This window comes from Streptomyces sp. MK7 (assembly GCF_032658145.1).
GTDB classification, from domain to species: domain Bacteria; phylum Actinomycetota; class Actinomycetes; order Streptomycetales; family Streptomycetaceae; genus Streptomyces; species Streptomyces spiralis.
Genome location: NZ_JAVACL010000018.1, coordinates 45708 through 71394, shown reverse-complemented (window position 1 = coordinate 71394; position 25687 = coordinate 45708). Strand labels below are relative to the sequence as shown.

The 25687-nt window shown below is 71.9% G+C and carries 31 protein-coding genes, 1 pseudogene and 1 riboswitch; of the genes and pseudogenes, 15 read left to right on the top strand and 17 right to left on the bottom strand.

Going from position 1 to position 25687, the window contains the following annotated elements; genetic code table 11:
• Positions 1–3: 3 nt before the first annotated feature.
• Together R2S09_RS20800 and R2S09_RS20795 are read right to left on the bottom strand one after the other, a co-directional pair.
• Complete coding sequence (locus R2S09_RS20800; RefSeq protein ID WP_306185515.1) at positions 4–363, bottom strand: hypothetical protein; 360 nt, start codon at positions 361–363, stop codon at positions 4–6.
• Positions 364–375: 12 nt separating this feature from the next.
• Complete coding sequence (locus tag R2S09_RS20795; RefSeq protein WP_306185517.1) at positions 376–1131, bottom strand: LytTR family DNA-binding domain-containing protein; 756 nt, start codon at positions 1129–1131, stop codon at positions 376–378.
• Between the two features lie 89 nt (positions 1132–1220).
• Here R2S09_RS20795 and R2S09_RS20790 point away from each other — a divergent pair, with 89 nt between their 5' ends.
• The 3 genes from R2S09_RS20790 to rocD all read left to right on the top strand — a co-directional run bounded on the left by R2S09_RS20790 (position 1221) and on the right by rocD (position 3896).
• Complete coding sequence (locus R2S09_RS20790) at positions 1221–1724, top strand: Lrp/AsnC family transcriptional regulator (protein ID WP_306185519.1); 504 nt, start codon at positions 1221–1223, stop codon at positions 1722–1724.
• A gap of 124 nt (positions 1725–1848) precedes the next feature.
• Positions 1849–2679, top strand: a complete 831-nt coding sequence (ddaH, locus tag R2S09_RS20785) for a dimethylargininase (RefSeq protein ID WP_316742551.1) — start codon at positions 1849–1851, stop codon at positions 2677–2679.
• Positions 2676–3896, top strand: a complete 1221-nt coding sequence (rocD, locus tag R2S09_RS20780; protein WP_316742549.1) for an ornithine--oxo-acid transaminase — start codon at positions 2676–2678, stop codon at positions 3894–3896. Before ddaH ends, rocD begins: the two co-directional genes overlap by 4 nt.
• 106 nt (positions 3897–4002) lie before the next feature.
• Here the strand turns inward: rocD and R2S09_RS20775 are convergent, their stop codons facing one another.
• Complete coding sequence (locus R2S09_RS20775; RefSeq protein WP_306185524.1) at positions 4003–4422, bottom strand: CBS domain-containing protein; 420 nt, start codon at positions 4420–4422, stop codon at positions 4003–4005.
• A 177-nt stretch (positions 4423–4599) separates the two neighbouring features.
• On the opposite strand from R2S09_RS20775, the gene R2S09_RS20770 reads away from it, so the two are divergent.
• Positions 4600–4917, top strand: coding sequence for a hypothetical protein (locus R2S09_RS20770; RefSeq protein ID WP_306185526.1), 318 nt, complete (start codon positions 4600–4602; stop codon positions 4915–4917).
• Positions 4918–4954: 37 nt separating this feature from the next.
• Here the strand turns inward: R2S09_RS20770 and R2S09_RS20765 are convergent, their stop codons facing one another.
• Together R2S09_RS20765 and R2S09_RS20760 are read right to left on the bottom strand one after the other, a co-directional pair.
• On the bottom strand, positions 4955–5494 hold the full coding sequence (locus R2S09_RS20765; protein ID WP_316742547.1) for a DUF4396 domain-containing protein: 540 nt from the start codon (positions 5492–5494) through the stop codon (positions 4955–4957).
• A 103-nt stretch (positions 5495–5597) separates the two neighbouring features.
• Complete coding sequence (locus tag R2S09_RS20760) at positions 5598–6242, bottom strand: DedA family protein (protein ID WP_316742546.1); 645 nt, start codon at positions 6240–6242, stop codon at positions 5598–5600.
• A 172-nt stretch (positions 6243–6414) separates the two neighbouring features.
• On the opposite strand from R2S09_RS20760, the gene R2S09_RS20755 reads away from it, so the two are divergent.
• Entirely contained in the window at positions 6415–7140 is a 726-nt protein-coding gene (locus tag R2S09_RS20755; protein WP_306185531.1) for a 1-acyl-sn-glycerol-3-phosphate acyltransferase, read from the top strand.
• Between the two features lie 79 nt (positions 7141–7219).
• Here the strand turns inward: R2S09_RS20755 and R2S09_RS20750 are convergent, their stop codons facing one another.
• The 9 genes from R2S09_RS20750 to R2S09_RS20710 form a co-directional block, all read right to left on the bottom strand.
• Positions 7220–8788 carry an alpha/beta hydrolase gene (locus R2S09_RS20750; protein WP_399144306.1) on the bottom strand — a complete coding sequence of 523 codons (1569 nt, stop codon included), beginning with the start codon at positions 8786–8788 and terminating at the stop codon, positions 7220–7222.
• A gap of 152 nt (positions 8789–8940) precedes the next feature.
• A complete protein-coding gene (locus tag R2S09_RS20745) occupies positions 8941–9771 on the bottom strand; it encodes an urease accessory protein UreD (RefSeq protein ID WP_306185533.1) in 831 nt (276 codons plus the stop codon).
• Entirely contained in the window at positions 9768–10445 is a 678-nt protein-coding gene (gene ureG / locus R2S09_RS20740) for an urease accessory protein UreG (RefSeq protein ID WP_306185535.1), read from the bottom strand. The genes R2S09_RS20745 and ureG overlap by 4 nt, the downstream gene beginning before the upstream one ends.
• Positions 10446–10607: 162 nt before the next feature.
• Entirely contained in the window at positions 10608–11282 is a 675-nt protein-coding gene (locus R2S09_RS20735; RefSeq protein ID WP_316742542.1) for an urease accessory UreF family protein, read from the bottom strand.
• 10 nt (positions 11283–11292) lie between these two features.
• Entirely contained in the window at positions 11293–13014 is a 1722-nt protein-coding gene (locus R2S09_RS20730; protein ID WP_306185539.1) for an urease subunit alpha, read from the bottom strand.
• Complete coding sequence (locus R2S09_RS20725) at positions 13007–13318, bottom strand: urease subunit beta (protein WP_030178055.1); 312 nt, start codon at positions 13316–13318, stop codon at positions 13007–13009. Before R2S09_RS20725 ends, R2S09_RS20730 begins: the two co-directional genes overlap by 8 nt.
• A 14-nt stretch (positions 13319–13332) precedes the next feature.
• Positions 13333–13635 (bottom strand): urease subunit gamma, encoded by a 303-nt coding sequence (locus tag R2S09_RS20720; protein ID WP_306185542.1) that lies wholly within the window; start codon positions 13633–13635, stop codon positions 13333–13335.
• Positions 13636–13906: 271 nt separating this feature from the next.
• Positions 13907–14188 (bottom strand): type II toxin-antitoxin system Phd/YefM family antitoxin, encoded by a 282-nt coding sequence (locus tag R2S09_RS20715; protein ID WP_306185543.1) that lies wholly within the window; start codon positions 14186–14188, stop codon positions 13907–13909.
• Between the two features lie 32 nt (positions 14189–14220).
• Positions 14221–14580 (bottom strand): ANTAR domain-containing protein, encoded by a 360-nt coding sequence (locus R2S09_RS20710; protein WP_306185545.1) that lies wholly within the window; start codon positions 14578–14580, stop codon positions 14221–14223.
• Between the two features lie 167 nt (positions 14581–14747).
• Here R2S09_RS20710 and R2S09_RS20705 point away from each other — a divergent pair, with 167 nt between their 5' ends.
• The 3 genes from R2S09_RS20705 to R2S09_RS20695 all read left to right on the top strand — a co-directional run bounded on the left by R2S09_RS20705 (position 14748) and on the right by R2S09_RS20695 (position 16729).
• Positions 14748–15383, top strand: coding sequence for an ATP-dependent Clp protease proteolytic subunit (locus R2S09_RS20705; RefSeq protein ID WP_306185547.1), 636 nt, complete (start codon positions 14748–14750; stop codon positions 15381–15383).
• 7 nt (positions 15384–15390) lie between these two features.
• Positions 15391–15699 carry a hypothetical protein gene (locus R2S09_RS20700; RefSeq protein WP_316742538.1) on the top strand — a complete coding sequence of 103 codons (309 nt, stop codon included), beginning with the start codon at positions 15391–15393 and terminating at the stop codon, positions 15697–15699.
• 338 nt (positions 15700–16037) lie between these two features.
• Positions 16038–16252: riboswitch (cyclic di-AMP (ydaO/yuaA leader) on the top strand.
• A gap of 3 nt (positions 16253–16255) precedes the next feature.
• Complete coding sequence (locus tag R2S09_RS20695; RefSeq protein ID WP_306185549.1) at positions 16256–16729, top strand: C40 family peptidase; 474 nt, start codon at positions 16256–16258, stop codon at positions 16727–16729.
• Between the two features lie 108 nt (positions 16730–16837).
• On the opposite strand, the gene R2S09_RS20690 is transcribed toward R2S09_RS20695, so the two are convergent.
• A complete protein-coding gene (locus R2S09_RS20690) occupies positions 16838–17296 on the bottom strand; it encodes an ATP-binding protein (protein ID WP_316742536.1) in 459 nt (152 codons plus the stop codon).
• 239 nt (positions 17297–17535) lie between these two features.
• Between R2S09_RS20690 and R2S09_RS20685 the strand changes: the two genes are divergently transcribed.
• Together R2S09_RS20685 and R2S09_RS20680 are read left to right on the top strand one after the other, a co-directional pair.
• The gene (locus R2S09_RS20685) at positions 17536–18396 is read left to right on the top strand and encodes a helix-turn-helix transcriptional regulator (RefSeq protein WP_306185553.1); all 861 of its coding nucleotides are present in this window, start codon (positions 17536–17538) and stop codon (positions 18394–18396) included.
• Positions 18397–18428: 32 nt separating this feature from the next.
• A complete protein-coding gene (locus R2S09_RS20680; RefSeq protein WP_316742535.1) occupies positions 18429–18659 on the top strand; it encodes a DUF397 domain-containing protein in 231 nt (76 codons plus the stop codon).
• Positions 18660–18697: 38 nt separating this feature from the next.
• On the opposite strand, the gene R2S09_RS20675 is transcribed toward R2S09_RS20680, so the two are convergent.
• Entirely contained in the window at positions 18698–19825 is a 1128-nt protein-coding gene (locus R2S09_RS20675) for an 8-amino-7-oxononanoate synthase (RefSeq protein WP_316742534.1), read from the bottom strand.
• A 147-nt stretch (positions 19826–19972) separates the two neighbouring features.
• On the opposite strand from R2S09_RS20675, the gene bioB reads away from it, so the two are divergent.
• From bioB to R2S09_RS20655, 4 genes are all read left to right on the top strand, one after another.
• Positions 19973–21133, top strand: coding sequence for a biotin synthase BioB (bioB, locus tag R2S09_RS20670; protein ID WP_316742532.1), 1161 nt, complete (start codon positions 19973–19975; stop codon positions 21131–21133).
• Positions 21126–22424, top strand: a complete 1299-nt coding sequence (locus R2S09_RS20665) for an adenosylmethionine--8-amino-7-oxononanoate transaminase (RefSeq protein WP_306185560.1) — start codon at positions 21126–21128, stop codon at positions 22422–22424. The genes bioB and R2S09_RS20665 overlap by 8 nt, the downstream gene beginning before the upstream one ends.
• 1 nt (position 22425) lies before the next feature.
• Positions 22426–23154 carry a dethiobiotin synthase gene (gene bioD, locus R2S09_RS20660; protein WP_316742531.1) on the top strand — a complete coding sequence of 243 codons (729 nt, stop codon included), beginning with the start codon at positions 22426–22428 and terminating at the stop codon, positions 23152–23154.
• 140 nt (positions 23155–23294) lie between these two features.
• Positions 23295–23996 carry a class I SAM-dependent methyltransferase gene (locus tag R2S09_RS20655; protein WP_316742529.1) on the top strand — a complete coding sequence of 234 codons (702 nt, stop codon included), beginning with the start codon at positions 23295–23297 and terminating at the stop codon, positions 23994–23996.
• Positions 23997–24021: 25 nt separating this feature from the next.
• Here R2S09_RS20655 and R2S09_RS20650 read toward each other — a convergent pair.
• Positions 24022–24123 (bottom strand): annotated as a pseudogene (locus R2S09_RS20650) (fic family toxin-antitoxin system, toxin component); the annotation flags it as partial.
• Between the two features lie 679 nt (positions 24124–24802).
• Here R2S09_RS20650 and R2S09_RS20645 point away from each other — a divergent pair.
• Positions 24803–25687 carry an ABC transporter ATP-binding protein gene (locus R2S09_RS20645; RefSeq protein WP_372337652.1) on the top strand — a complete coding sequence of 295 codons (885 nt, stop codon included), beginning with the start codon at positions 24803–24805 and terminating at the stop codon, positions 25685–25687.

The window sequence follows — 25687 nt, the reverse complement described above, 5'->3', positions numbered from 1 at the left end:
TCCTCAGCGGTCCTCGACGAGCCGTACGAAGTCGCGTTCGTTGCGTTCGGCGCGGCGCACGTACCAGCGGGCGAGCAGTACAAAGGGGGCGTAGAGGCAGAAGCCGAGGACCGCCCAGGTCAGGCGGCGGGCCTCGGGGGCCGCGGCGAACACCAGCGGCAGCGGCGCGACCAGCAGCACCAGCACCGCGAACACCGCCAGGGCGGTGCGCAGCTGACTGCGGATCAGGGAGCGGACGTAGGTGTGGCCGAGGGTGGTCTGCTCGTCGATCTCGGTGCGCGGGCGGTAGTGGCCCGGCGCCCGGCGGGTGCGGCGGGGCGGGCCGGTGACGGTGACACGGCGTTCGCCGGCGTCCTGCGGCATGGCGTACGCCCCCTAGTGCGCGGTCCGGCGCAGCAGCAGCTCCCGCAGCTCACGCGCGTGGCGGCGGCTGACCTGGAGTTCCTCGTCGCCGACCAGCACGCTCACCGAGCCCGCGTCCAGCCGGAGCTCGTCGATGTGGCGCAGGGCGACCAGATGGCGGCGGTGGATGCGGACGAAGCCGCGGGAGCGCCAGCGTTCCTCCAGCGTGGACAGCGGGATGCGGACCAGGTGGCTGCCCCGGGTGGTGTGCAGGCGCGCGTAGTCGCCCTGGGCCTCGACATGGGTGATGTCGTCGACGGCGACGAACCGGGTCACACCGCCGAGTTCCACGGGCATCTGGTCGGGGTCCGGCTCGCTGACGGTGATCCGCGGGGCGGCGTCGCGCAGCTGGGCGGCGCGCCGTACGGCCTCGGCGAGGCGTTCCTTGCGGACGGGTTTGAGGACGTAGTCGACGGCCTTGAGGTCGAAGGCCTGGACGGCGAAGTCCTCGTGGGCGGTGACGAAGACGATCAGCGGCGGCCGGGCGAACCCGGTCAGCAGCCGGGCCAGGTCGAGCCCGTCGAGGCCGGGCATCTGGATGTCGAGGAAGACGACGTCGATGGCGTCGGGCCCGTCGGGGCCGGACTGAAGGGCCCGGTTGATGCGGCGCAGCGCCTCGGTGGCGTCGCCGGCGCCCTCCACACCGGCGATCCGGGGGTCGGCGTTCAGCAGGTACAGCAGTTCCTCGAGCGAGGGACGTTCGTCGTCGACGGCGAGGGCGCGCAGCATGAACGTGGAGTCTAGGGGCGAAAGCCACGCCTGGACATGTGCCGGGCGTGGACGTTCGCGCTGGATACGGTGCTGGATACAGTGCCGACATGAACAGCAGGCCGGTACCCTTCGACGACCTGGATCGGAAGATCCTCACCGCCCTGATGGCGAACGCCCGCAGCAGTTTCGCCGAGATCGGCACGGAGATCGGCCTGTCCGCGACGGCCGTGAAACGGCGGGTGGACCGGCTGCGCGAGACGGGTGTGATCACCGGGTTCACGGCCACGGTGAAACCGTCGGCGCTGGGATGGCGCACGGAGGCGTACGTCGAGGTGTACTGCGAGGGGGCGGCGCCGCCCCGGCGGCTGGCCGAGGTGGTGCGCAACCATCCGGAGATCACGGCGGCCATGACGGTGACCGGCGGCGCGGACGCGCTGCTGCACGTGCGGGCACGGGACGTGGAGCACTTCGAGGAGGTGCTGGAGCGGATCCGGACGGAGCCGTTCATCCGCAAGACGATCAGCGTGATGGTGCTGTCGCATCTGCTGCCGGACAGCCCGGAGGCGGGCGCCAGCCAGCCGGCCCCCGAAGACGCAGCAGACGTGCGCTGAACGGCTCGGATACGCAGCATTGCTGCTCAGACACGCAGCTCTCGTTCCTTGTCGGCCGTATCCGTCACTTCCTACCGTGGTGTCAACCCTCAGTCGACACCCCAGGAAGCGGAGGAACCCCTTCGTGCCCGAGTCCCGTGTGCCGCGCCGGCGGCGCTTCGTCGTCTGCGAACCCAGACACTTCGCCGTGCAGTACGCGATCAACCCCTGGATGCATCCGGACCGCCCCGTCGACGTCCCGCTCGCCCAGGCCCAGTGGCAGGCGCTGGTCGACGCCTACCGCGCCCACGGTCACACCGTCGAGACCGTGGAACCCGTGCCGGGTCTGCCGGACATGGTCTTCGCCGCGAACGCGGCGGTCGTGGTCGGCGGCCGCGTCTTCGGCTCCTTCTTCCGCGCGCCGGAGCGGCGCCCGGAGTCCCTCCCCTACGACACCTGGTTCAAGTCGGCCGGGTTCGACGTCTACCGGCCCGAGTCGGTGTGCGAGGGCGAGGGCGACTTCGTGCCTGCCGGGCGGTGGCTGCTGGCCGGCACCGGCTTCCGCACCACTCCGGAGGCCCATCGCGAGGCGCAGGAGTACCTGGGCGTGCCGGTGATCGGCCTGACCCTGGTGGACCCGTACTTCTACCATCTGGATACGGCGCTGTTCGTCCTCGACGACGGCACGGACGGCACCGACGGGAACATCGCGTACTACCCGGAGGCGTTCTCGCCCGGCAGCCGCGAGGTGCTCGCCGGCCTCTACCCGGACGCGGTGATCGCCACCCGCGAGGACGCGATGGCCTTCGGCCTCAACTCCGTCTGCGACGGCCTTCACGTCTTCATCTCGTCCGACGCCACGGCCCTCGCCGGCCGGCTGGCCGACCACGGTTATCTGCCCGTTCCCGTCGACCTGTCGGAGTTCCACAAGGCCGGCGGCGGTATCAAGTGCTGCACCCAGGAGATCCGCTCATGACCGCACCCGCGCACACCCGCACCTCCGACGAGCTGATCCGCGCCGAGGAGCCGGTCCTCGCGCACAACTACCACCCGCTGCCCGTGGTCGTCGCCCGGGCCGAGGGTGCGTGGGTGGAGGACGTCGAGGGCCGCCGCTACCTGGACATGCTGGCCGGCTACTCGGCCCTGAACTTCGGCCACCGCCACCCCGCGCTGATCGAGGCGGCCCACCACCAGCTGGACCGCCTCACCCTCACCTCGCGGGCGTTCCACAACGACCGGCTCGCCGAGTTCGCCGAGCGGCTGGCGCGGCTGACCGGGCAGGACATGGTGCTGCCCATGAACACCGGCGCCGAGGCGGTGGAGAGCGGCATCAAGGTGGCCCGCAAGTGGGCGTACGAGGTCAAGGGCGTCCCCGCCGACCGGGCAACGATCGTGGTCGCGGCGGACAACTTCCACGGCCGTACGACGACGATCGTCAGCTTCTCGACGGACGAGACGGCACGCTCGGGCTTCGGGCCGTTCACGCCGGGCTTCCGTATCGTTCCGTACAACGATCTGGCGGCCATGGAGGCGGCGGTCGACGAGACCACGGCGGCGGTGCTGATCGAGCCGATCCAGGGCGAGGCGGGTGTGATCGTCCCGGACGACGGCTATCTGGCCGGTGTGCGGGAACTGACCCGCCGGGCCGGCTGCCTGTTCGTCGCCGACGAGATCCAGTCGGGTCTGGGACGCACCGGGCGCACCCTCGCCGTCGAGCACGAGGACGTGGTGCCGGACGTCGTGCTGCTCGGCAAGGCGCTGGGCGGCGGCATCGTGCCGGTGTCGGCGGTGGTGGGCAGCCACGAGGTGCTCGGCGTGCTGCGGCCCGGTGAGCACGGCTCGACGTTCGGCGGCAACCCGCTGGCCGCGGCGGTCGGCACGGCGGTGGTCGAACTGCTGGAGAGCGGTGAGTTCCAGCGCCGGGCCGCCGAACTGGGCGCGGTGCTGCGCGAGGGGCTGACCGCTCTGCTCGGCGCGGGTGTGGTGGGCTTCCGCTCGCGCGGCCTGTGGGCGGGCGTCGACGTCGACCCGGCCATCGGCACCGGCCGGGAGATCAGCGAGCGTCTGATGCGGGAGGGCATCCTGGTCAAGGACACCCACGGCTCCACGATCCGGCTGGCGCCGCCGCTGACCGTCACCGAGGACGAACTGCGCTCCGCGATCGGCTCCTTGGAGAAGGCCCTGGCCTCCTGACGGCCCCCGGATCCGACGGCTGGGGGCGCCCTCGCGGACGCCCCCAGTGGTCGGTCCCGGCAGTGACTCGCCGGTTCCGTCCCGTCGTGGTCCGTCCCGTCGTGGCCTACTCGTTGGGCTCGGCCGCGCTGATGCCTCCGAGCGCGGAGCGCGGGTCGCGTTCGATGGCCAGGTCGCCGATGGAGACGATGCCCACGGGGTGACCCTGGTCGACGACCGGTATACGGCGCACCGCGTGCTCGCGCATCATCTGCACCGCGGAGTCCAGGTCCTCGTCCGGGGTCACGGTGAAGAGCTCGGCGCTGCACGCCGAGGCGACCGTGCGCTTCTCCTGGTCGCCGCCCTCCGCCAGCGAGCGGATCACCAGATCGCGGTCGCTGACCACACCGCGCAGTTCGTCGCCCTCGCAGACCAGGACGATGCCGATGTCCTCGTCGCGCATCTTCTGGGCCGCTGCCGTGACCGAGGTCTGCGGCTCCACCGTCACCAGTCGGCTGGTCATGATGTCGCGTACGTGCTGAGCCATGACGCCTCCCTTCGTCAGGTCCTGCGGTGCCGTTCACCGCACTGCTCCGGCCGGGTACCCGGTGGGAGCGGCACCGCACATGCCCGCCCGGTCCGCGCGGCTGCGGGCCGGCTCGTTGGCGCGGCGGCGATGCGGGTACACGAGGCGGTGACGGGACTTCCTGAGGAGATGACTCCCATGCTGCTCTTCGGACTGCTTCTCCTGGCGGCCACCGCCGCGTTCACCGGCCTGGCCATCGCCGGAAACCTGTCCGGCGGGCCCGACTACACGGTCTCGGTGCTCGGCAACCAGATCGCCACCATGAACACCCTGGCGATCTTCAGTGCCGGACTCGCTCTCGCCCTGATCTTCTGCCTGGGCCTGTCACTGATGACCGGCGCCGCCACGCACCAACGGCGCGTCCACCGGGCCGCGCGGCACCCCGGCCGCTACGGCCGGACGGCTCCCGGCCCGATGAACGAACCCACGCGCCCGGACGACCGCCCCCACCCGTGACACCGGCCGGCGTGACCGGCGTCACGGCCGGCGAGGTTCAGTGGTAGGCGTGCACGACCGCGTGTCCCCTGCCCCGGCCGATCATCCACCGGTTGACCGGAGTGGTCAGCACGAAGGCCAGGACGAGGGAGAGGACCAGCGAGACCCAGAACAGCGCGTCGGCGAGGCCCGCGTCCAGGGCGCCGGGCACCCCGACCATGACGGTGTTGTCGATCAGCTCCATCACGGCGATGGACACCGTGTCCGCGGCGAGGGCGACCTTGAGCGCCTGGCGCAGGGGGACGTCCGCGCGGAGGACCCCACGCATGGTCAGCGCATAGCCGAAGACGAAGGCCAGTGCGATCGAGACGGTGACCGTGGCGGCGTTGTGCAGCCCGGCCGCCGTCCCGACGACCATGCCGAGCACCTCGCCGATGGCGCAGCCGGTCAGGCAGTGCAGCGTCGCCTGCGCGGCCGTCCGCCAGGAGGCACCCGTGCCTGCCGGAGCGGCCTGCGCGTGAGGGTGCCCCTGGTGGTGTCCGTGAGGGGGTCCGTGGTGTTCATGCTGGTGTTCGTGCGGGCTTGCTGGATATGTCATCGTCGTCGCTCTCCCCTGCCGGCGCTGATGCGGCCTCGCCTGCCGACGAGGCCCTTCACCACACGGGAACAGCATACCCCCCAGGGGTATTCCTCAGGAGTGTTCAAGGGTGTTCCTCCCGGCTCTCCTGGCGTCGGCGCCTGCGCCGCAGCAGATGCCGGGCGATCAGCGCGACGACGAGGACAGCGATCCCGGCGAGCACGTACCCCTCGTACCGCTGGATGGTCTCGTAGACGGCGTTGATGTGCGTGCCGGCGACGTACGCGAGGGTCACCCACAGGCCCACCCACAGCGCCGCGCCGAGCGCGTTGAAGGCGAGGAAGCGGCGCCAGGGCATGCCGGTGGTGCCGGCGAGGATGCCGTTGGCCTGGCGCAGCCCCTCGATGAAGCGCGCCACGGTGACGATCTCGCCGCCGTGCCGGGTGAAGAACCGCTCGGCCGCCTCGAACCGCTTCGGTGTCAGGAAGACGTACCTGCCCCACCGGTGGACGAAGGCGCGCCCGCCGAAGTGGCCGATCAGATAGCCGATGTTGTCCCCGACGACGGCGGCCAGGAACCCGATCACGCCCACGGCCACGACGTTCAGCTCACCCGCGCCGGCGTACACACCCGCCGCGATCAGGATGGTCTCGCCCGGGGCGGGGACCCCGAAGTCCTCCACCAGGACCACGCCACCCACGGCCCAGTAGCCGTAGTGGCTGAGCAGCGGCGCCAGGTCCTCCAGCGGACCCGGAAGCGGAGGGGCCATACGGCCCACCGTACGTCGCCGGGCGCGCGGTATCCGGCAGGCGCCGCGCGCCCGGTTCCGCGCGCCCGCCCCCGCACATACACTTACACCCCACGGCACAGAGGTTGACCTGCGAGAACACGCCGGCCCAGCGCGTCGGCCTGGCGGATCCGCACGATGAGGAGCGACCCCTTTGTTCTACTACCTGCTCAAATACGTGCTGCTGGGACCGCTGCTACGGATGGTCTTCCGGCCACGTATCGAGGGGCTGGAGCATGTGCCGGACTCCGGTGCGGCCATCGTCGCGGGCAACCATCTGTCGTTCTCGGACCACTTCCTGATGCCCGCGATCCTCAGACGGCGCATCACCTTCCTCGCGAAGGCGGAGTACTTCACGGGCCCGGGCCTCAAGGGCCGCCTCACGGCCGCCTTCTTCCGCAGCGCCGGGCAGATCCCCGTCGACCGCTCCGGGAAGGAGGCCGGCCAGGCGGCGATCCGGGAGGGGCTCGGGGTGCTGCGCAAGGGGGAGTTGCTCGGCATCTATCCCGAGGGCACCCGCTCGCACGACGGCCGCCTGTACAAGGGCAAGGTCGGCGTCGCGGTCATGGCGCTCAAGGCGGGCGTCCCGGTGGTGCCCTGCGCGATGATCGGTACGTTCGAGGCCCAGCCTCCGGGCAAGGTCGTGCCGAGGATCCACCCGGTCGTCATCCGCTTCGGCAAGCCGCTGGACTTCTCCCGCTACGCCGGGATGGAGGACGAGAAGGCGGTCCTGCGCGCCGTCACCGACGAGATCATGTACGCCATCCTGACGCTGTCCGAGCAGGAGTACGTCGACCAGTACGCGGGCGTGGCCAAGGCCGAGCAGGCCGCCGCCGCGGGCGAGAAGGAGCGCAGGTTCCCGCGTTCGCCGCTGGGTTGACCTCTGGCCCGGGGCCGGGACGGGACGGCGAAGGGGCGGCCGGGCATGCCGGCCGCCCCTCAGCGCGTGCGTCCGCCCGTTACGGCTGCGGGGTCGCGTGCGGAGTGCAGGTCACGTCCGACCGGTCCACCTTGCCGGTGAGCAGGTAGGCGTCCACCCGGCTGTTGATGCACGGGTTGACCAGACCGGTGACGCCGTGGGAGCCCGCGTCCTTCTCGGTGATGAGACGGGAGCCCTTGAAGCGCTTGTGCAGTTCGACGGCGCCCGGGTACGGGGTGGCCGCGTCCCGCGTGGACTGCACGATCAGCACCTGCGGCAGGCCCTTGCCGGTCTTGACGTTCACCGGGGTCTGCTGCCGAACCGGCCAATTGGCGCAGGGCAGGTTCATCCAGGCGTTGGACCAGGTCAGGAACGGGTACTTGGCGTTGAGCCGCGTGTTGTCCTGGTCCCACTTCTTCCAACTGGTGGGCCACTTGGCGTCGGTGCACTCGACGGCCGTGTAGACGGCGTTGCCGTTCTCCGAGGAGATGTTGCCCGCGGTGTCGGACATGTCGGGGGCGGCGGCGTCGACGAGCGCCTGGGTGTCACCGGCGAAGTACTTGCTGAACACCGTCGCCACCGGCACCCACGCGGAGTCGTAGTACGGGGCGCTCTGGAAGAAGCCGAGCAGCTCGGCCGGGCCGACGACCCCGCCGATCGGGTTCTTCTTCGCGGTGGCGCGCAGCTGGAGCCACTTGGCCTGGACGGCGTCGCGAGTGGTGCCCAGGTGGAAGCTGGCGTCGTTCTTGGCGACCCAGTCCTCCCAGTCCTTCCAGCGGCCCTCGAAGGCGACGTCCTGGCCCAGATTGGCCTGGTACCAGATGTTCTCCTTCGCCGGGTTGACGACGCTGTCCACGATCATCCGGCGGATGTGGCCCGGGAAGAGCGTGCCGTAGACGGCGCCGAGGTAGGTGCCGTAGGAGACACCCAGGTAGTTGATCTTCTTCTCACCGAGCGCGGCGCGGATGACGTCCAGGTCTCGGGCGGTGTTCGGCGTGGTCATCTGCTCGAGCATCGCCCGGCCGGTGCGGTCCAGGCAGCCGTCGGCGTACTCGCGGGCCAGCTTGCGCTGGGCGAGCTTGTCGGCCTCGGAGTCCGGCACCGGGTCCATCTTGGGTGCCTTCACGAACTCCTGCGGGTCCATGCAGGAGATGGGCGCCGAATGGCCGACACCGCGCGGGTCGAAGCCGACGAAGTCGTAGGCCTTCGCCACGTTGGCCCAGACGGGGTTCTTGGAGGTGACCCGGGCCGGGAAGCGCAGGCCCGAGCCGCCCGGACCACCCGGGTTGTAGACGAGAGCGCCCTGACGCTCCTGCGGGGTACCGGTGTTGCCGATGCGGTCGACGGCGAGCTTGATCTGCTTGCCGAAGGGGTGCGTGTAGTCGAGCGGCACCGAGACGTAGCCGCACTGGATGGGCTTGGCCAGTCCCCAGTCGGCGGGGCAGTCCCGCCAGTCGATACCGGCCTTGGCGGCGCGGGCGGCGGCGATGGCCGCGCCGACCGCCTCGCGGTTCTGGCCGTGGCGGCTGTCCGCGCTGGCCGCGGGGGCCGACACGGCGCCGGCTATCAGGGTCGCCGTGACCAGCGCGCCGGCCGAACCGAGCGCCATGACCCGGCTCTTCGGTCTGATGTCCCTCAAGTAGGACCTCCCCGTACATCGTTACGAATTGGCTACGGGGGATCCTTCCGGCTGTGAGGTCCCTGAGAACAGGGGGCGTTGACCTTCTTTGCCAATCCGATAACCGGCGTGGGCAGTTCCGCTCAGCGGAGATGCGGTGCCGCATCCGGGGGTGCTGCCGGGTCGAGCGAGGCCAGTGCCTCGTCGAGCAGACGGCGCAGCAGCAGCGCGTCCGGCGCCACCGCGCTCACCAGCGCGGCGGGCCCGGCGAGCGGGACCAGCACGGCGCCCTCGCCGAGCATGCGGGCCGCCACCGGTGCCCCTGCGAACTCCGGGCCCACCACGACGAGCTGTCCCACGGCCCGGTGTCCGGCCAGCACGGCGGGCCCGTCCCAGCCGGCCGGTGCGCCGGGGCCGCAGCACAACTCCTGGTCGAGCACAGCCCGGCCGCCGATCCGGACAGTGAGACGGCTGGTGAGCCGCCCGGGTCGCTCCCCCGCCCGGCCGAGCACCTGCTCCTCGCGCAGCACGAGACGCGCCGTCGGCGCCAGGTCGACGCGCGTGGTGACCCGCAGGTCGCTGGCCCGTGCGGAGATCAACTGCTCGGGCAGCCAGTGCAGTTCGCCGCCGTCGGCCACGGTGAGCCGTACGTCGTACCGCGCCTCGCCCGGGGCCTGACCCGGCAGCGCGAGGGTGGCGGCGGCCGACCCGATCCGCAGCCGGGCCCCGCTCCCGACCCGTGCGTCGACGGTGAAACGGTCACCGCCGAGCGGTCCGCTCATCGCGCCGACGAGCAGGACGTGCGCCTCGGCGCCGCTCCCCCGCGTCCGCCGCGGCGCGAGCGGCCCCTCGCCCTCCAGTACGGGCAGGGAGGTACCGCCCCGTCCGTCGTCCCGGGCGACGATCCGCGCTGCGGCCCGGACGCCGCTCGTCGAGGCGGTGGCGGCGGCCGCGCTCGGCACCACGGCCGTCATGCCGCCCACACGGCGAGCCGTGCCCGCACCCAGTCGGCGACCTCCGACGCCCCGGTCTCGCTCCGCAGCGACTGGAGGACGACCGGCAGTTCGCCGCGCGCGACCTTCGCGTCGGCGGCCATCCGCCCGAGGTCGGAGCCGACGTACGGCGCGAGGTCGGTCTTGTTGACGACGAGCAGGTCGGCGGTGGTGACGCCGGGGCCGCCCTTGCGCGGGATGTCGTCGCCGCCGGCGACGTCGATGACGAAGATCTGCGCGTCGACGAGCCCCTTGGAGAAGGTCGCGGTGAGGTTGTCCCCGCCGGACTCCACGAGGACCAGGTCCAGCGGACCGACGGCGTCCTCCAGGTCCTCCACGGCCTCCAGGTTCGCCGAGATGTCGTCCCGGATCGCCGTGTGCGGGCAGGCGCCCGTCTCCACGGCCGTGATCCGCTCGGGCGGCAGCACCGCCTCGCGCAACAGGAACTCGGCGTCCTCGCGCGTGTAGATGTCGTTGGTGACGACGGCGAGCGAGAACTCCTCGCGCAGCGCCCGGCACAGCGCGGCGACGGTGGCGGTCTTCCCGGACCCCACGGGCCCGCCGAGCCCGATCCGCAGCGCCCGCCGGCTCCCGTCGGGCCGACGCGCATCGGCGCTCGGGGCGGGGGTGGTGAGGTGGGAATGATCGAGATGCATGAGATGGCTCCATTACAAGCAGCCCGGTCGGGGCACGTCAGCCCGTCCGGCGTGTGAGGACGAGGCCGTTCAGGCCGATGGGGGGTCGGGGGGCGAAGCCCCCAGGGTCGGGAACGGGAAGGGGCGGCGGGGGCCAACTCCCTGGGAGGAACCGGGAACGGCCTAGGACGCGAACAACCGCACCGGCCAGGCCGCATGCGCCTCCGCCCCGATCTCCAGCAGCGGCGCCGACGCCGCGGGCAGCGCATCGGCCCCGTCGACGGCGGCAAGCCGGGCCGCGGCCACCGCCCGCTCGACCACCGCGTCCAGCTCGGGCGCCAGCCGCGCCAGCACACCGGTCGCGTCGAACGGATCGAGGCCGAGCAACCGTACCGTCGCGGTGGCCGGCCCGCTGACGCTCTCGTACGCCGCGCAGTGCGCCGCGTCCTCGGGTCCCAGCCCGGCCGCCCGCGCCGTCAGTCCGAGCACCACCGGCTGATGGGCCCCTTTGGGGAACGCCCGTGCCACGGCGTCCAGTTCGCCCGTCGGCCAGGTCGCCCGGGCGGCCCGCATCAGCTGCCGCCCCAGCTTGCGCGCGGCCACCCGCAGCGCCGGTGACGGGGTCCGCGCGTCCGCCGCCGCGTCGAGTTCCGCCGGGTCGTGCCCGAGTGCGGCGGCCGCCGCGAGGGCGGCGGCGACCAGCCCGGTCGTGTGCAGCCGCCCCCGGCAGAAGTCCTCCAGGTCCGCCGCTGAGGTGATGCGCCCGGCCCTGACGGCCGCCTCGGCCCCGCCGGAGTGCGCGTGCCCTCCGGCGGGGAAGCGGCCGTCGGCCAGGACGAGAAGTGCCGCTCGTGACATGCCGGCACCCTCAGAAGAGGAAGTAGCGCTGGGCCATGGGCAGTTCGGCGGCCGGTGTCGCCTCGACCAGCTCGCCGTCGATGTGGACGGCGAAGCTGTCCGGGTCGATGCGTACGTCCGGCCGCGCGTCGTTCTCCCGCATGTCGGCCTTGGTCACCCCGCGCGTGGAGGCGATGGCGACGAAGCGCTTGCCCAGTTGGAGCCGCTCCGGCAGCCCGTCCTCCAGCGCGAGCGGGGCCACGAAGTTGAACGAGTTGGAGGCGGGCGCCCGTCCGATCGCGCCGTACATCGGGCGGGGCAGGACGGGCTGCGGGGTCGGGATCGAGGCGTTCGCATCACCCATCTGGGCGTACGCGATCTGCCCGCCCTTGATGACCAGCAGCGGCTTGACGCCGAAGAAGGCGGGCTCCCACAGCACCAGGTCGGCGAGCTTGCCGGTCCGGACGGAACCGATCTCGTGGTCCAGGCCCTGCGCGGCGGCCGGGTTGATCGTGTACTTGGCGACATATCGACGTACGCGGTGGTTGTCGGCGCGCCCGTCGCCCGGCAGCGCTCCCCGGCGGCGCTTCATGACGTGCGCCGTCTGCCAGGTCCGCAGGACCACCTCGCCGACCCGGCCCATGGCCTGGGAGTCGGAGGAGATGATCGAGATCGCGCCGAGGTCGTGCAGGACGTCCTCGGCTCCGATCGTGGACGGGCGGATCCGCGACTCGGCGAACGCCAGGTCCTCCGGCACCGCGGGGTTGAGGTGGTGGCACACCATCAGCATGTCGAGGTGTTCCTCGGCGGTGTTGACGGTGAACGGGCGGGTCGGGTTGGTGGAGCTGGGGAGCACGTTCGGCTCGGACACCACGGTCATGATGTCCGGCGCGTGTCCGCCGCCCGCGCCCTCGGTGTGGTAGCTGTGGATGCCGCGCCCGGCGATCGCGGCGAGCGTGTCGCCCACGAAACCGGCCTCGTTGAGGGTGTCGGTGTGGATGGCGACCTGGATGCCGGTGCGGTCGGCGACGGTGAGCGCGGCGTCGATGACGGCGGGCGTGGAGCCCCAGTCCTCGTGCAGCTTCAGACCGAGCGCCCCGCCGCGGATCTGGGAGAGCATCGCCTCGTGGGAGACGGTGTTGCCCTTGCCCAGCAGGCCGATGTTGAGCGGGTACGCCTCCAGCGCCTCCAGTGTCCGGGCCAGGTGCCACGGGCCGGGGGTCACGGTGGTCGCCTTCGAGCCCTCGGCCGGGCCGGTGCCGCCGCCCACCAGGGTGGTGATGCCGGAGGCGAGCGCCTCGTCGGCGACCTGGGGGCAGATGAAGTGGACGTGCGCGTCGATGGCGCCGGCGGTGAGGACGCGGCCGTTGCCCGAGATGATCTCGGTCTCCGGGCCGAGGACGAGGTCCGGGTGGACGCCGTCCATGGTGTCGGGGTTGCCCGCCTTGCCGATGCCGGTGATCCGGCCGTCGCGGATGCCGACGTCGGCCTTGACGATGCCCCAGTGGTCGACGATGACGACACCGGTGATCACGGTGTCGGGGGCGCCGTCGGCGCGGGTGGCGCGCGACTGTCCCATGGACTCGCGGATGACCTTGCCGCCGCCGAAGACGGCCTCGTCACCGGCGCGTCCGGGGCCGCCGCAGCGGTCCTCCTCGATCTCGACGACCAGGTCGGTGTCGGCGAGCCGGATGCGGTCGCCGGTGGTGGGACCGAACAGGTCGGCGTAGGCGGCGCGGGAGATCTCAGGCATCGAGGGCACCCCCGATCCGGCCGCGCAGCCCCGGCACGATGCGGGCACCGGCGAGCGGGACGAGTTCGACGTCGACGGGGATGCCGGGCTCGAAGCGCACGGCGGTTCCTGCGGCGATGTTCAGCCGCTTGCCGTGCGCGGCGGCGCGGTCGAACTCCAGGCCGGGGTTGGCCTCGGCGAAGTGGTAGTGGGAGCCGACCTGGACGGGGCGGTCGGCGGCGTTCAGCACGGTCAGCCGGGTGACCTCACGGCCCTCGTTGTAGACGATCGGGCCGTCGGCGAACAGGATCTCTCCGGGGATCACGGCGGTCCTCCCCCTCAGACGATCGGCTCGTGGACGGTCACGAGCTTGGTGCCGTCGGGGAAGGTGGCCTCGACCTGGACGTCGTGGATCATCTCCGCCACGCCCTCCATGACGTCGTCCCTGGTGAGCAGCTTGCGTCCGGTGGACATGAGCTCGGCGACGGTACGGCCGTCGCGGGCGCCCTCGAGGATGTGCGACGTGATGAGGGCGACCGCCTCCGGGTGGTTCAGCCTCAGCCCTCGGGCCCGGCGCTTCTCGGCCACGTCGGCCGCCACATGGATCAGCAGCCTCTCTTGTTCGTGCGGGGTCAGTTGCACGTACCCACCTCACAGTCCTCGCTCCGGACCGTGCGGGGTCCGGTTGCCGCAGCCACCGCGACGGGACAGGTCTAACACACGGACACATGGCCCATCTGCGAACATCCCGGACGGAAAAACCGCAGGTGGCGTGGAACGCGAGGCTAGTTCGCCGGAGTTTCGTCGACGTTAACCAGACCTTGATCATTTCATGACCGGCAGATGGGCCGGCCCATACGCGGCGCCCGGCCAAGGCCCGGCCCCGGAGGGGGTACGGTCAGAAGGCGACGCGCTAGCGGGATTCCGGTCCCCGGTGCTCCGCCGTGATGCCGAAGCGGTGCTGTTCGCGCGGGGCGGGGGCCACGTCCCGGACCTGGGAGACGGCACCGATCACCTGGTCCCCGGCGGGCTCCTCGCACTCGCCCTCCAGTCGTTCCAGGTCGGCGGCGGAGACCAGGGCGACCAGAGGCTTGCCGTGCCGCGTGACCACGACGCGCTCACCGCCGTACACCACGCGGTTGATCAGATCGGCGAGCTCAGCCCTGGCTTGCGTCACCGGAATCTCGTAGGCCATACACCCACCTTACGGGGCCATCGCGGTCGCCCTCAGGGCTCGGAACGGCCCACGGGCAGGCCCGCCGCGTGCCGGTCGAGCGCCCGCCTCAGCTCCTCCAGCTCGGTGTCGGACAGCGCGCCGCCCTGTGCGAACTTCAGGACGTGTTCGGCGACCGTGCGCACCTTGGTGTTCGTGCGCTGCGAGACCTCCCGCAGCACCCGCCAGGCGTCGTCGGGCGGCACCCCGGCGAAGGCCACCACCGCACCGATGGCCTGGTCGATGACGGCGTGCGAGGTCACGGCGTGCCGCAGCTGGCCGATCTCCTCGTGCAGCCGCTCGTGCTCCAGCACGAGATCGGTCACGGAGAGCGGCTGGAGGGGATGCCACCGGGAAATCGCGAAGAACGCCATGGAGATCCCCTGGGTCGTCGAGCGGCCGGAGTTCCATCTCCAGCTTGCTCCAGGAGCCTGCCGAGCACGACCGGAGACCGAATCACCGCGCGATCCCCGTCGACATCCCCCTCGACGCGCGTACGTCCTGTACATTTTTTACAGATCTCTTTCTGGAGGGATGCGCCATGAACCGACCGTCCGACCACCACGTCCTGCCGGAGTTCACCGAGCTCACGAGCGGCGGACGACGCACCATGGATCCGTACGCCAAACTCCTGGAGGAACGGATCGTCCTGCTCGGCACACCGATCGACGACACCTCGGCGAACGACGTCATCGCACAGCTCGTCCATCTCGAGCACCAGAACCCCGACCGGGACATCTCGCTGTACGTCAACTCGCCCGGCGGCTCCTTCGAGGCCATGGCGGCGATCCACGACACGATGGCGTTCGTCTCCTGCGACGTGGCGACGGTCTGCCTGGGCCAGGCCGTCGCCGCCGCCGCCGTGCTGCTGGCCGCGGGCGCGCCGGGCAAGCGGTCCGCGCTGCCCGGGGCACGGATGGTGCTGCGGCAGCCGTCGCTGCCCGAGCCGGTGGAGGGGCAGGTGTCGGACCTGACCGTCCGGGCGGAGGAGCTGCTGCGCGTGCGGGCCCGCCTGGAGGACATGCTCGTACGGCACACCGGGCGCGGCCCGGAGCAGGTGGCCGCGGACCTGGACCGCGAGCGGGTCCTGGACGCGCGGGGCGCGCTGGAGTACGGGCTGGTGGACCGGATCGTCCCGGGCCGCGACGCCGCACGGACCGCACCGGACGCGGGGTGAGCCGACGATGCTGCCACCCGAGCTGCCGCCGCTGCCCGCGCTGACCCGCGCCGAGGCGGAACTGATCGACCGTTACCTCGACGTGGTGGACCTGCTCGGCCGGATCAACCCCGGCCGGTCCGGCGACACCTACCGGGGCCTGCGGGCCGCCCAGGCCCTGGTCGGCAGGGCGGCCGAGCTGCGCGACGCACTGACGCTGATGCACCAGCGGGGCGAGACGGAGCTGCACGCGGCGACGCTTGCGCGGGCGCTGCGGATCCTGGACGGCGACCAACGCACGGCCCGCGTCACCGTGCCGTCCGCTGGCGCGAGTTGACGCCCTCACAGCCGCACGACGGCCGGGCTGCGGAGACACGGCGCGCGCAGATGGACCGGAACGGACCACATGACGTGCCGCCTTTCGGTGGAAACGGCCATCCTCTTTCGGGGCCGCAGCGGTTGCGCAACGTGCCTGCCCCACTTGGCGCAATGAGGTGTTACGGCGCTGGTCCGGGCCTCGCCCCGGAAAGCGACAGACGTTCGAAGGTATGGGTGTCCACCCGAACGGATGAGTGGTGAGTAACAACACAAATCCCCGGTTTCATTGGGATTTTCGGACATCCGTGAGCCAAGATCCCTGTCTGACGACAAGCCCCCGCCGCAGCGGCGGGGCGGTCCGGGCGGACGCCGAGTCCTGCCGCCGCCCGGACGACCGGTCGACGGCAGTGGATCGGCAGGAGTGGAGGACCCGAGCACGACGGGTCGCCGGTTCGGTCACGCCATGGCCGGGCCGAGCAGCCCTTGGGGTGAAGCCGCGTCCGACGCGGCCGGGCTACTTCGCCAGCCCGAATCCGACAGGTCATCCTTCACAGGCGGCTGACGAAGGGTTGCGCATGACTGCGCTCAATCGTGTCCCGTCGTTCATGGCCCGGGCCGGCACGGCCTCGGCCCTGACCATCGCCGCCGTGGGTGGCTCGATCGTGGTACCGGGCTTCGCGCCGGACGCCTCGGCCGCGGCCCTGGCGACGAAGGCGCTCAAGATCGCGGCGTCCAAGAAGGGCTCCCCCTACCAGTGGGGAGCGACCGGTCCGCGCAGGTTCGACTGCTCCGGGCTCACGCTGTACTCGTTCAAGAAGGCGGGCAAGAGGCTGCCGCGCACGGCCGCCCAGCAGTACAACAAGACCCGCCACATCTCCTCACACAGCCGCAGGGCCGGGGACCTGGTGTTCTTCCACTCGGGCTCCTACGTCTACCACGTCGGCATCTACGCCGGCGGGGGCAAGATCTGGCACGCCCCGAAGACCGGGGACGTGGTGCGGCTGCAGAAGATCTGGACCCGGAGCGTCTGGTACGGCCGGGTCAGCTGACGAGCCCGGGGCGGTGGCGCGGCCGTTGGGCCGCCGCCACCGCCCCGGGCTGCTGCGCACCCCGTCAGCCACGCCGGCCGGCTCCCGCCGGCCCGGTCCGGCCCATGCCTAGGATTCCCGTCGGCCCGCCGTCGTCACGGGGCGGTCCTCGAAGGTCCACGGGAGCTCGATCCAGACCGTCTTGCCGCCCTCGCGAGTGGGCCGCACGGTGAGGCTGCCGCCGCACTCCGCGGTGAGCCAGCGGATGATCACCATCCCCCGGCCGTTGTCCTGCTGGACGGCGGCCGGCAGTCGTCTGGGGAAGCGCGGGTGGCTGTCGGTCACCCCGATGCGCAGCTGTTCGTCACGTTCCAGGACCAGGTCCACCGTGAAGGTGGGTGACTGCCCGAGGGTGTGCTGGACGGCGTTGGTGGCGAGTTCGGAGACGATGAGCCGTACGGTCTCGGCGGCATCCGTGTCCGACGGCAGGCCCCACTCCGCCAGGGTGCCCACCGCATAGGTCCGGGCGGCGGAGACCGAGGCGGGATCGCTCGGCAGAGTGACGGATGCTTCCAGATGGTCTGCCATGGCGACGTCGTCCCTTTCCCGCGGGACCGCGGTCCGACACGGAGCGGATGGTTCGAGTACGGTCCCGGACTGGTGCTTCGCCGTCAGACTGCCACCACCGGGCCGGTCACGGGTGGCGATCCACCAAGATATGCATATATCTGTCGCTCGAAGCGGTGAACTGTGCGACGGCAGAGCGGATTCGGCCCGGGTTTCCGGAGGCTGTCACCGAGGAGCCCAGAAGGAGTGAGGAGCAGTCGATGCAGCACGGTCCCGCGGTGCGCCGCCGCAAGCTGGGCGCCGAACTGCGCGCGCTGCGCGCCGGTGCGGGCCTCACCAGTGGTGAGGCGGCCCGACTGGTGGGCTGGCACCAGTCGAAGGTGAGCCGGATCGAGACCGGCGCGAGCGGGGTCAAACCGGCCGATGTGCGGTTACTGCTGGACGCCTACGCGGTCCGCGACTCCCAGCTGCGCGACTTGCTCATGGTGCTGGCGGGCTCCGACGACGGCGACGAACGGCAGCACTGGTGGCACGCCTATCGAGGCGTACTGCCGCCGACGTACCGGGACTTCATCAGCCTGGAGTCCCAGGCCACCGCGATGCGCACCCTGGAGACCTCGGTGGTCCCGGGGCTGTTGCAGACCCCGGAGTACGCCCGCGCGGTGACCCGGGCCGCCGTGGACGGACTCGACGACGACCGGCTGGACGCCCTGGTGGAGGTGCGGCTGGCCCGGCAGGACGTGCTGCGGGCCGATCCGCCGCTGGAGCTGCACGCCGTGCTCGACGAGGCGGTGCTGCGCCGGGAGGTGGGCGGGCCGGAGGTGATGGCGCGGCAGCTGGAACGCCTGACCAGGGCGGCCCGGCTTCCCCAAGTCCGGCTCCAGGTAATGCCGTTCGCCGCCGGAGCGCATATCGGCATCACCGGTCCTTTCGTAATCTTTTCATTTTCGAACACTTCTGATCTGGACGTCGTTGTTCTCGACCACTTGACGAGTAGCCTCCATCTCGAACGGAAAGAAGACCTAGAGGCCTACACCGAGGCCTTCAACTCCCTTCGGTACCACGCGCTTTCGATCGAGGACTCGTTGGAGTTCATCGCCGCGATACACCACGACAAGTGACGGCACGGCACGCAACCGCGTAAGGAGGCACCATGTCCGCTTTGCTGCGGCACGTACCTTCCCCTACCGATCTGCACGGTGTGCGGTGGCTGCGCAGCAGCTACAGCACGGGAGCCAACAACTGCGTCGAGACGGCCCGGCCGGCCTCAGGGCCGTGCGCCGGACTGCTCGCCGTGCGCGACTCCAAGGACCCGACCGGACCCGCACTGCTCTTCTCCCCCGAGAGCTGGGCGGACTTCACGGCCGCGGTGCACCGCATCTGAGGTCCGTATCCGGTGGCGCACGGCCGTGTCACGCCGACTCATGGCCGCGTTTCGCCGATCACCCGTACAGCGCGTTCGATCTGAGCCCCAAAGAGGTCGGCACGGGCGGTCAGCCGGAGCCGTGAGATGCCGTCGGGCACGGAAGGAGGACGGAAGCAGCCCACGGCCAGGCCCGCCGCACGGCAGTCGGCCGCCCAGCGCACGGCGCTCTCCGGGGAGGGCGCCCGCACGGAGACCACCGCGGCGTCCGGGCGCACCGCCTCGAGCCCCGCGGCGGTCAGGCGTGCGTGCAGTTCGGTCGCCACCGTGCGCGCCCGCACCGCCCGCTCCGGCTCGCGGCGCAGCAGTCTCAGGGCGGCGAGGGCCGCCCCGGCCGCGGCGGGGGCCAGGCCCGTGTCGAAGATGAACGTCCGGGCCGCGTTGATCAGGTGTTCGATCACCCGGGCAGGTCCGAGCACGGCCCCGCCCTGGCTGCCGAGCGACTTGGACAGCGTGGCCGTCACCACCAGGTCGTCGGCGCCCGCGAGCCCTGCGGCGTGCGGGGCGCCGCGGCCGCCGGGGCCGAGGACGCCCAGGCCGTGGGCGTCATCGACGACCAGCCCCGCGCCGTGCTCCCGGCAGGCCGCCGCGAACTCGGCCAGCGGGGCCGCGTCGCCGTCGACGGAGAACACCGTGTCGGAGACGAGGACCGCCTCGCCGGCGTGGGTGCCGAGCGCCTTGCGCACGGCCTCCGGGTCGGCGTGCGCGACGACCTGTGTGGTGGCGCGGGCCAGCCGGCAGCCGTCGATGAGCGAGGCGTGGTTGCCCGCGTCGGAGACGATCAGCGAGCCGTGCGGCGCGAGCGCGGCGACCGCGGCGAGGTTGGCGGCGTATCCGGAGGAGAACACGAGCGCCGCCTCGAAGCCGCAGAAGTCCGCCAGCTCGCGCTCCAGTTCCGTGTGCAGCTCGGTGGTGCCGGTGACGAGCCGGGAGCCGGTGGAGCCGCCGCCCCAGGTGCGCGCCGCCACGGCGGCCGCGTCGGTCACCTCGGGGTGGCGGGCCAGCCCCAGGTAGTCGTTGCTCGCCAGGTCCAGCAGCGGCGAGTCGGCCGGGCGGGGACGCAGGGTCCGTACGAGTCCGGCCCGGCGGCGTGCGTCCGCCTGCTCGTCGATCCAGCCGAACGCCATGGTTCCTCCGCGCTTTTGTAGGCAGTGCACAGACACTAGCCGGACGACCAGCCGGGCATCGTGTGGCAATACCCACACGTCGAACCGTCGGTAGTTGTGCAAACTCTCCTTGGCCGGGGGCAGTCCCTTAGGACAGGATCAGCTCTCATGGACCTGCTGAACACGCTGCTGGACAAGGGGCTTCGGCGCGAGCTGCCGACCCGCGAGGAAGCTCTGGCCGTGCTGGCCACCTCCGACGACGACCTGCTCGATGTGGTGACGGCGGCCGGAAAGGTGCGCCGCCACTGGTTCGGCCGACGGGTGAAACTCAACTATCTGGTCAACCTCAAGTCGGGCCTGTGCCCCGAGGACTGCTCCTACTGCTCCCAGCGGCTCGGCTCGAAGGCGGACATCCTCAAGTACACCTGGCTCAAGCCGGACGAGGCCTCGCGGGCCGCGGCGGCCGGGCTGGCCGGCGGCGCCAAGCGGGTGTGCCTGGTGGCCAGCGGTCGCGGCCCGACCGACCGTGACGTGGACCGGGTCTCGGAGACCATCAAGGCCATCAAGGACCAGAACGAGGGCGTCGAGGTGTGCGCCTGTCTCGGGCTGCTCTCCGACGGCCAGGCCGACCGGCTGCGCGAGGCCGGGGCCGACGCCTACAACCACAACCTCAACACCTCCGAGGCGACCTACGGCGACATCACCACCACCCACACCTACGCCGACCGGGTGGACACGGTGACCAAGGCGCACGCGGCCGGGCTGTCCGCCTGCTCCGGGCTCATCGCCGGCATGGGCGAGAGCGACGAGGACCTGGTCGACGTGGTGTTCTCGCTGCGCGAGCTGGACCCGGACTCGGTGCCGGTGAACTTCCTCATCCCGTTCGAGGGCACCCCGCTGGCCGAGGAGTGGAACCTCACCCCGCAGCGCTGTCTGCGGATCCTCGCCATGGTCCGGTTCGTCTGCCCGGACGTGGAGGTCCGGATCGCCGGTGGCCGCGAGGTCCATCTGCGCACGATGCAGCCGCTCGCGCTGCACCTGGCCAACTCGATCTTCCTCGGTGACTACCTGACCAGCGAGGGCCAGGCCGGCAAGGCCGACCTGGAGATGATCGCGGACGCCGGGTTCGAGGTGGAGGGCGCCGACCAGGTGACGCTGCCGGAGCACCGGGCGTCCGGCGGCTGCCACGACGGCGCCCCCGGTGGCTGCCACGAGGGCGGCGTGTGCGGCACCGCCGCCGACGCGGCCCCCTCTGTGAACGAGCCCCGCACGGATCTGGTCGCCGTACGCCGCCGGGGCGCCGGAACGGACCTCGCCCCCAATGCCTGATCTGCCCGACCGGAGCGTGTCCGAGCTGCTGGAGCTCGACCGGCGGCACGTGTGGCACCCGTACGGCCCGATGCCCGGCCGTCAGGAACCGCTCGTCGTGGAGTCGGCGAGCGGGGTCCGTCTGAAGCTGAGGCTCGCCGACGGAACCGAAGACGAAGTCGTGGACGGCATGTCGTCCTGGTGGGCCGCGATCCACGGCTACAACCACCCGGTGCTCAACGAGGCCGCCCGTGCCCAGCTGGGCCGGATGAGCCATGTGATGTTCGGCGGGCTCACCCACGAGCCCGCCGTCCGGCTCGCGAAGCTCCTTGTCGACATGTCGCCCGACGGTCTGGAACATGTCTTTCTCGCCGACTCCGGCTCGGTCTCGGTCGAGGTCGCGGTCAAGATGTGCCTGCAGTACTGGCGCTCGCTGGGCCGCCCGGCCAAGCGGCGGCTGCTGACCTGGCGGGGCGGCTACCACGGCGACACCTGGCAGCCGATGTCCGTGTGCGACCCCGAGGGCGGGATGCACGAGCTGTGGACCGGCGTGCTGCCGCGTCAGGTGTTCGCCGAGGCGCCACCGGCCGAGTACGAGGAGGCGTACGCCGCCCGTCTGCACGAGCTGATCGAACGCCACGCCGGTGAACTGGCGGCCGTGATCGTCGAACCGGTGGTGCAGGGCGCGGGCGGGATGCGGTTCCACTCCCCCGCCTATCTGCGGGTGCTGCGCGAGGCGTGCGACGCGCACGACGTGCTGCTGGTGTTCGACGAGATCGCGACCGGGTTCGGCCGCACCGGCGCGCTGTTCGCGGCGGAGCACGCGGCCGTGACACCGGATGTGATGTGTGTGGGCAAGGCGCTGACCGGCGGCTATCTGACGATGGCGGCGACGCTGTGCACCGCGCGGGTGGCCGACGGGATCTCCCGGGGCGAGGTGCCGGTGCTGGCGCACGGTCCGACGTTCATGGGCAACCCGCTGGCGGCGGCCGTGGCCTGCGCCTCGATCGACCTGCTGCTCGGCCAGGACTGGCGCGCGGAGGTCGAACGGATCGGGACGGGACTGCGGTTGGGCCTGGCCGAGGCGGCCGAGCTCGACGGGGTGAAGGACGTTCGGGTCCTCGGCGCCATCGGGGTCGTCCAGCTCGACCACGCGGTGGACATGGCGGCGGCGACCCGGGCCGCCGTCCGCGAGGGCGTGTGGCTGCGGCCGTTCCGGGACCTGGTGTACACGATGCCGCCGTACGTCACGGGCGACGAGGACGTGGCACGGATCGCCCGCGCGGTCTGCGCCGCGGCACGGGAGGGATGAGATGCCGGTACTGGTGATCACGGGTACGGGCACGGAGGTCGGCAAGACGGTCACGACGGCGGCGGTCGCCGCGGCCGCCGTCGCGTCCGGCCGGTCCGTGGCCGTGCTCAAGGCGGCGCAGACCGGTGTGGGCCCGGACGAGCGCGGGGACGCGGCGGAGGTCGTCCGGCTCGCCGGACCGGTGACGGCGAGTGAGATCGCCCGCTATCCCGAGCCGTTGGCGCCCGGAACGGCCGCGCGCCGGGCCGGGCGGGCGCCGGTGCGTCCGCAGGAGGTCGCCGAGACCGCAGCCAAGCTGGCCACCGAGCACGACCTGGTACTGGTCGAGGGGGCGGGCGGTCTGCTCGTACGGTTCGACGAGGCGGGCGGCACGCTCGCGGACGCGGCGCAGCTGCTGCGGGCGCCCGTCCTGGTCGTCGCCTCGGCCCATCTGGGCACGCTGAACACCACCGAGCTGACGGCCCGGGAACTGCGCGGCCGGGGCCTCGACCCGCTGGGGGTGGTGATCGGCAGCTGGCCCGCCGAGCCCGACCTCGCCTCGCGCTGCAACGTGGGCGATCTGCCGTATGTGGCCGGTGCCCCGCTGCTCGGCGCCCTGCCCGACGGCGCCGGGGCCCTCGCCCCCGCCGACTTCCGGGCGGCCGCCCCGGGGTGGCTGGCGCCCCGCCTGAACGGCCGGTGGGACGCGGCGGCGTTCACGCAGCGGGAGGCACCGGCGCCGTTCGCCTGACGCGCGTGCGCGGCGGGCCCGTGAGGCTCGTGCGGGCAGGTGGGTGACGGCCCTTGCGGGCACGCGGGTGCGTGCGGTGGAGTCGTACGGAGGAGTACGGGGGAAACTCCCCGTAGGCCCGTCGCGTCCGGGAGGTCGTCATGCCGCTGCGGTCCACCGCCTCCGGCAAGGTGGCGCGGGATCCCGTGCACCATCCGCTGTTCGCCCGCTGCTACACGCGGATCAGCGTGGCCGCCGAGACCAGAATGGGCATGGCCGGGGTCCGCGAGCGGCTGCTCGCGGGGCTGGCCGGACGGGTGATCGAGATCGGCGCGGGCAACGGGCTGAACTTCGCCCACTACCCGGGCACCGTCTCGGAGGTCGTCGCGATCGAGCCGGAGCGCCTGCTGCGGCAGAAGGCCGTGGCGGCTGCTCTGCACACCGAGGTCCCGGTCGACGTGGTGCCGGGCTGCGCGGAGGCGCTGCCGGTCAAGAGCGAGGGCTTCGACGCGGTGGTGCTCTCGCTGGTGCTGTGCAGTGTGCGCGATCTGCCGCGCGCCCTCGCCGAGGCGCGTCGGGTCCTGCGGCCGGGCGGCGAGGTGCGGTTCTTCGAGCACGGCACGGGCGGCGGCCCGGCGATGGCGCTCGCCCAGCGCGTCCTGGACCGCACCGTGTGGCCGCTGCTGAGCGGTGGCTGCCATCTCTCCCGCGACCCGGTCGCCGCCCTGCGGGAGGCGGGGTTCGAACTCGGTCCCTACCGGAGGGTGATGATGCCGGAGACCGGGCCGGTCCTGCCCAGCTCGTACTGCTCGCTGGGCACCGCCTGGCGGCCGCCGGCGGACGCGTCGGCCTCCGGCCACTGAACGAACTGCTGTTCCTGCGGCCCGCTCACAGGCTCCACTGGCGCAGCTCCCGCGCCATGTCCTGCACCGACGCCTGGCCGCCCTTGACCAGCCGCGCCAGGTCGCGCACCTGCTCGGGCGAGGTGACGCCCCCGCACCTGTGCGCACGGCGCCCCACACGGATCGCTCCGGGTTCCTCCGGGCGAACCGTCCAAGACCATGAAGTCGGCGGCCTCCACGGAAGTAGAGGCCGACCTCCCCGGTTCACTGGCGGACCAGCTCTTCGATTTGACGCCCTCGCCCGCGTAGACGCAGACGATTCCGGTCTGCACCGCTCTGCAGTGCTCCCTCGGGTTCCTGCTTCATCGACCTCTGCCGCCCATGAGGGCGGTCTGACAAGGTCTCCACAGGCTTCACCTTCCACCCGTCCGGCGGTAGGCCCGCCAACCATGTTGTCGGACAAGGCGACCTTAACAGCGACCCCCGGGCCGCCAGCTCCGGGACGCCCTCACCCACCCCTGACAAGTGAAGTGCCGATCAAGTGTGCGATAGCGGTTCACGCCCGTACCGAAGGCCAGAGACACTCGTGGGCCGCACCCGCTCTCACGTTCAGCTTTGCCTTTGCCCCGCCTTCGCGTGGGCGCCGAACCGCTGGCACCCGCAAGGCGCTGCCCCGGGACGGTGGGAGCCCCTGACCGGCGGTGCCCCTTACATCGGAATCGGGGAGCCCACCCCAGGGTGGAGCCGGGGGTGGAGATCGGCTCGGCCCAACGGGGGATACCGGCTGCGCGCCCGGTCACACTACGCTCGACGGGGACAAAGCAGTCATGAATCAGCACGTTCTGGGTCCACGGACCACCGAGGAGGGCGCCGTGTCCACACCTGCTCCGGTGCCGGGTCGGGCGCCGTCCGGCGGGACCGCGGCCCGCGCCCGCGGTCTGACGAAGGCGTACGGCTCGGGCGAGACCGCCGTGCTCGCGCTGGACGCGGTGGACGTCGACATCGCCCGCGGCCGTTTCACCGCGGTCATGGGCCCCTCCGGCTCCGGGAAGTCCACGCTGATGCACTGCCTGGCGGGTCTCGACACCGTCTCGGCCGGGCGCGTGTGGATCGGCGACACCGAGATCACGGGGCTCAGGGACCGCGAGCTGACCCGGCTGCGCCGGGACCGGATCGGGTTCATGTTCCAGTCGTTCAACCTGATCCCCACGCTCAACGCGCTGGAGAACATCACCCTGCCGATGGACATCGCGGGCCGCAGCCCAGACGCTGCATGGCTGGACCAGGTCATCGACACACTCGGGCTCAGGAACCGGCTCACCCACCGGCCCTCCCAGCTCTCCGGAGGCCAGCAGCAGCGCGTCGCCTGCGCGCGGGCGCTCGCCTCCCGGCCCGAACTGATCTTCGCGGACGAGCCCACCGGCAATCTCGACTCGCGCGCCGGCCTGGAGGTGCTCGGCTTCCTGCGGGACGCCGTCGACAACCTCGGCCAGACCGTCGTCATGGTGACCCACGACCCCGGGGCCGCCGCCCACTCCGACCTGGTGCTCTACCTCGCGGACGGACGCATCGTGGACGAGCGGGAGCACCCGACGGCGGAAGCCGTCCTGGAGCGCATGCGCCTGTTCGCCGGGGGCGCCACCCGGGCGGCGGGTCCGGCCCTCGGCGACCCGCTGCGCGGCGCGGACGGCACCGCCGTCGGGGAGGCCTGA

Coding starts and splice junctions, on each gene's coding strand:
- bioB (WP_316742532.1), top strand. CDS start 19,973: ATGGACCTGCTGAACACGCTGCTGGACAAGGGGCTTCGGCGCGAGCTG.
- R2S09_RS20765 (WP_316742547.1), bottom strand. CDS start 5,494: ATGACATATCCAGCAAGCCCGCACGAACACCAGCATGAACACCACGGA.
- R2S09_RS20760 (WP_316742546.1), bottom strand. CDS start 6,242: ATGGCCCCTCCGCTTCCGGGTCCGCTGGAGGACCTGGCGCCGCTGCTC.
- R2S09_RS20795 (WP_306185517.1), bottom strand. CDS start 1,131: ATGCTGCGCGCCCTCGCCGTCGACGACGAACGTCCCTCGCTCGAGGAA.
- R2S09_RS20730 (WP_306185539.1), bottom strand. CDS start 13,014: ATGCCTGAGATCTCCCGCGCCGCCTACGCCGACCTGTTCGGTCCCACC.
- R2S09_RS20705 (WP_306185547.1), top strand. CDS start 14,748: ATGAACCGACCGTCCGACCACCACGTCCTGCCGGAGTTCACCGAGCTC.
- R2S09_RS20690 (WP_316742536.1), bottom strand. CDS start 17,296: ATGGCAGACCATCTGGAAGCATCCGTCACTCTGCCGAGCGATCCCGCC.
- R2S09_RS20685 (WP_306185553.1), top strand. CDS start 17,536: ATGCAGCACGGTCCCGCGGTGCGCCGCCGCAAGCTGGGCGCCGAACTG.
- R2S09_RS20745 (WP_306185533.1), bottom strand. CDS start 9,771: ATGACGGCCGTGGTGCCGAGCGCGGCCGCCGCCACCGCCTCGACGAGC.
- R2S09_RS20715 (WP_306185543.1), bottom strand. CDS start 14,188: ATGGCCTACGAGATTCCGGTGACGCAAGCCAGGGCTGAGCTCGCCGAT.
- ureG (WP_306185535.1), bottom strand. CDS start 10,445: ATGCATCTCGATCATTCCCACCTCACCACCCCCGCCCCGAGCGCCGAT.
- R2S09_RS20645 (WP_372337652.1), top strand. CDS start 24,803: ATGAATCAGCACGTTCTGGGTCCACGGACCACCGAGGAGGGCGCCGTG.
- R2S09_RS20750 (WP_399144306.1), bottom strand. CDS start 8,788: ATGGCGCTCGGTTCGGCCGGCGCGCTGGTCACGGCGACCCTGATAGCC.
- R2S09_RS20680 (WP_316742535.1), top strand. CDS start 18,429: ATGTCCGCTTTGCTGCGGCACGTACCTTCCCCTACCGATCTGCACGGT.
- R2S09_RS20710 (WP_306185545.1), bottom strand. CDS start 14,580: ATGGCGTTCTTCGCGATTTCCCGGTGGCATCCCCTCCAGCCGCTCTCC.
- R2S09_RS20775 (WP_306185524.1), bottom strand. CDS start 4,422: ATGGCTCAGCACGTACGCGACATCATGACCAGCCGACTGGTGACGGTG.
- R2S09_RS20735 (WP_316742542.1), bottom strand. CDS start 11,282: ATGTCACGAGCGGCACTTCTCGTCCTGGCCGACGGCCGCTTCCCCGCC.
- R2S09_RS20790 (WP_306185519.1), top strand. CDS start 1,221: ATGAACAGCAGGCCGGTACCCTTCGACGACCTGGATCGGAAGATCCTC.
- R2S09_RS20800 (WP_306185515.1), bottom strand. CDS start 363: ATGCCGCAGGACGCCGGCGAACGCCGTGTCACCGTCACCGGCCCGCCC.
- R2S09_RS20665 (WP_306185560.1), top strand. CDS start 21,126: ATGCCTGATCTGCCCGACCGGAGCGTGTCCGAGCTGCTGGAGCTCGAC.
- R2S09_RS20675 (WP_316742534.1), bottom strand. CDS start 19,825: ATGGCGTTCGGCTGGATCGACGAGCAGGCGGACGCACGCCGCCGGGCC.
- R2S09_RS20655 (WP_316742529.1), top strand. CDS start 23,295: ATGCCGCTGCGGTCCACCGCCTCCGGCAAGGTGGCGCGGGATCCCGTG.
- R2S09_RS20770 (WP_306185526.1), top strand. CDS start 4,600: ATGCTGCTCTTCGGACTGCTTCTCCTGGCGGCCACCGCCGCGTTCACC.
- rocD (WP_316742549.1), top strand. CDS start 2,676: ATGACCGCACCCGCGCACACCCGCACCTCCGACGAGCTGATCCGCGCC.
- R2S09_RS20700 (WP_316742538.1), top strand. CDS start 15,391: ATGCTGCCACCCGAGCTGCCGCCGCTGCCCGCGCTGACCCGCGCCGAG.
- R2S09_RS20695 (WP_306185549.1), top strand. CDS start 16,256: ATGACTGCGCTCAATCGTGTCCCGTCGTTCATGGCCCGGGCCGGCACG.
- bioD (WP_316742531.1), top strand. CDS start 22,426: ATGCCGGTACTGGTGATCACGGGTACGGGCACGGAGGTCGGCAAGACG.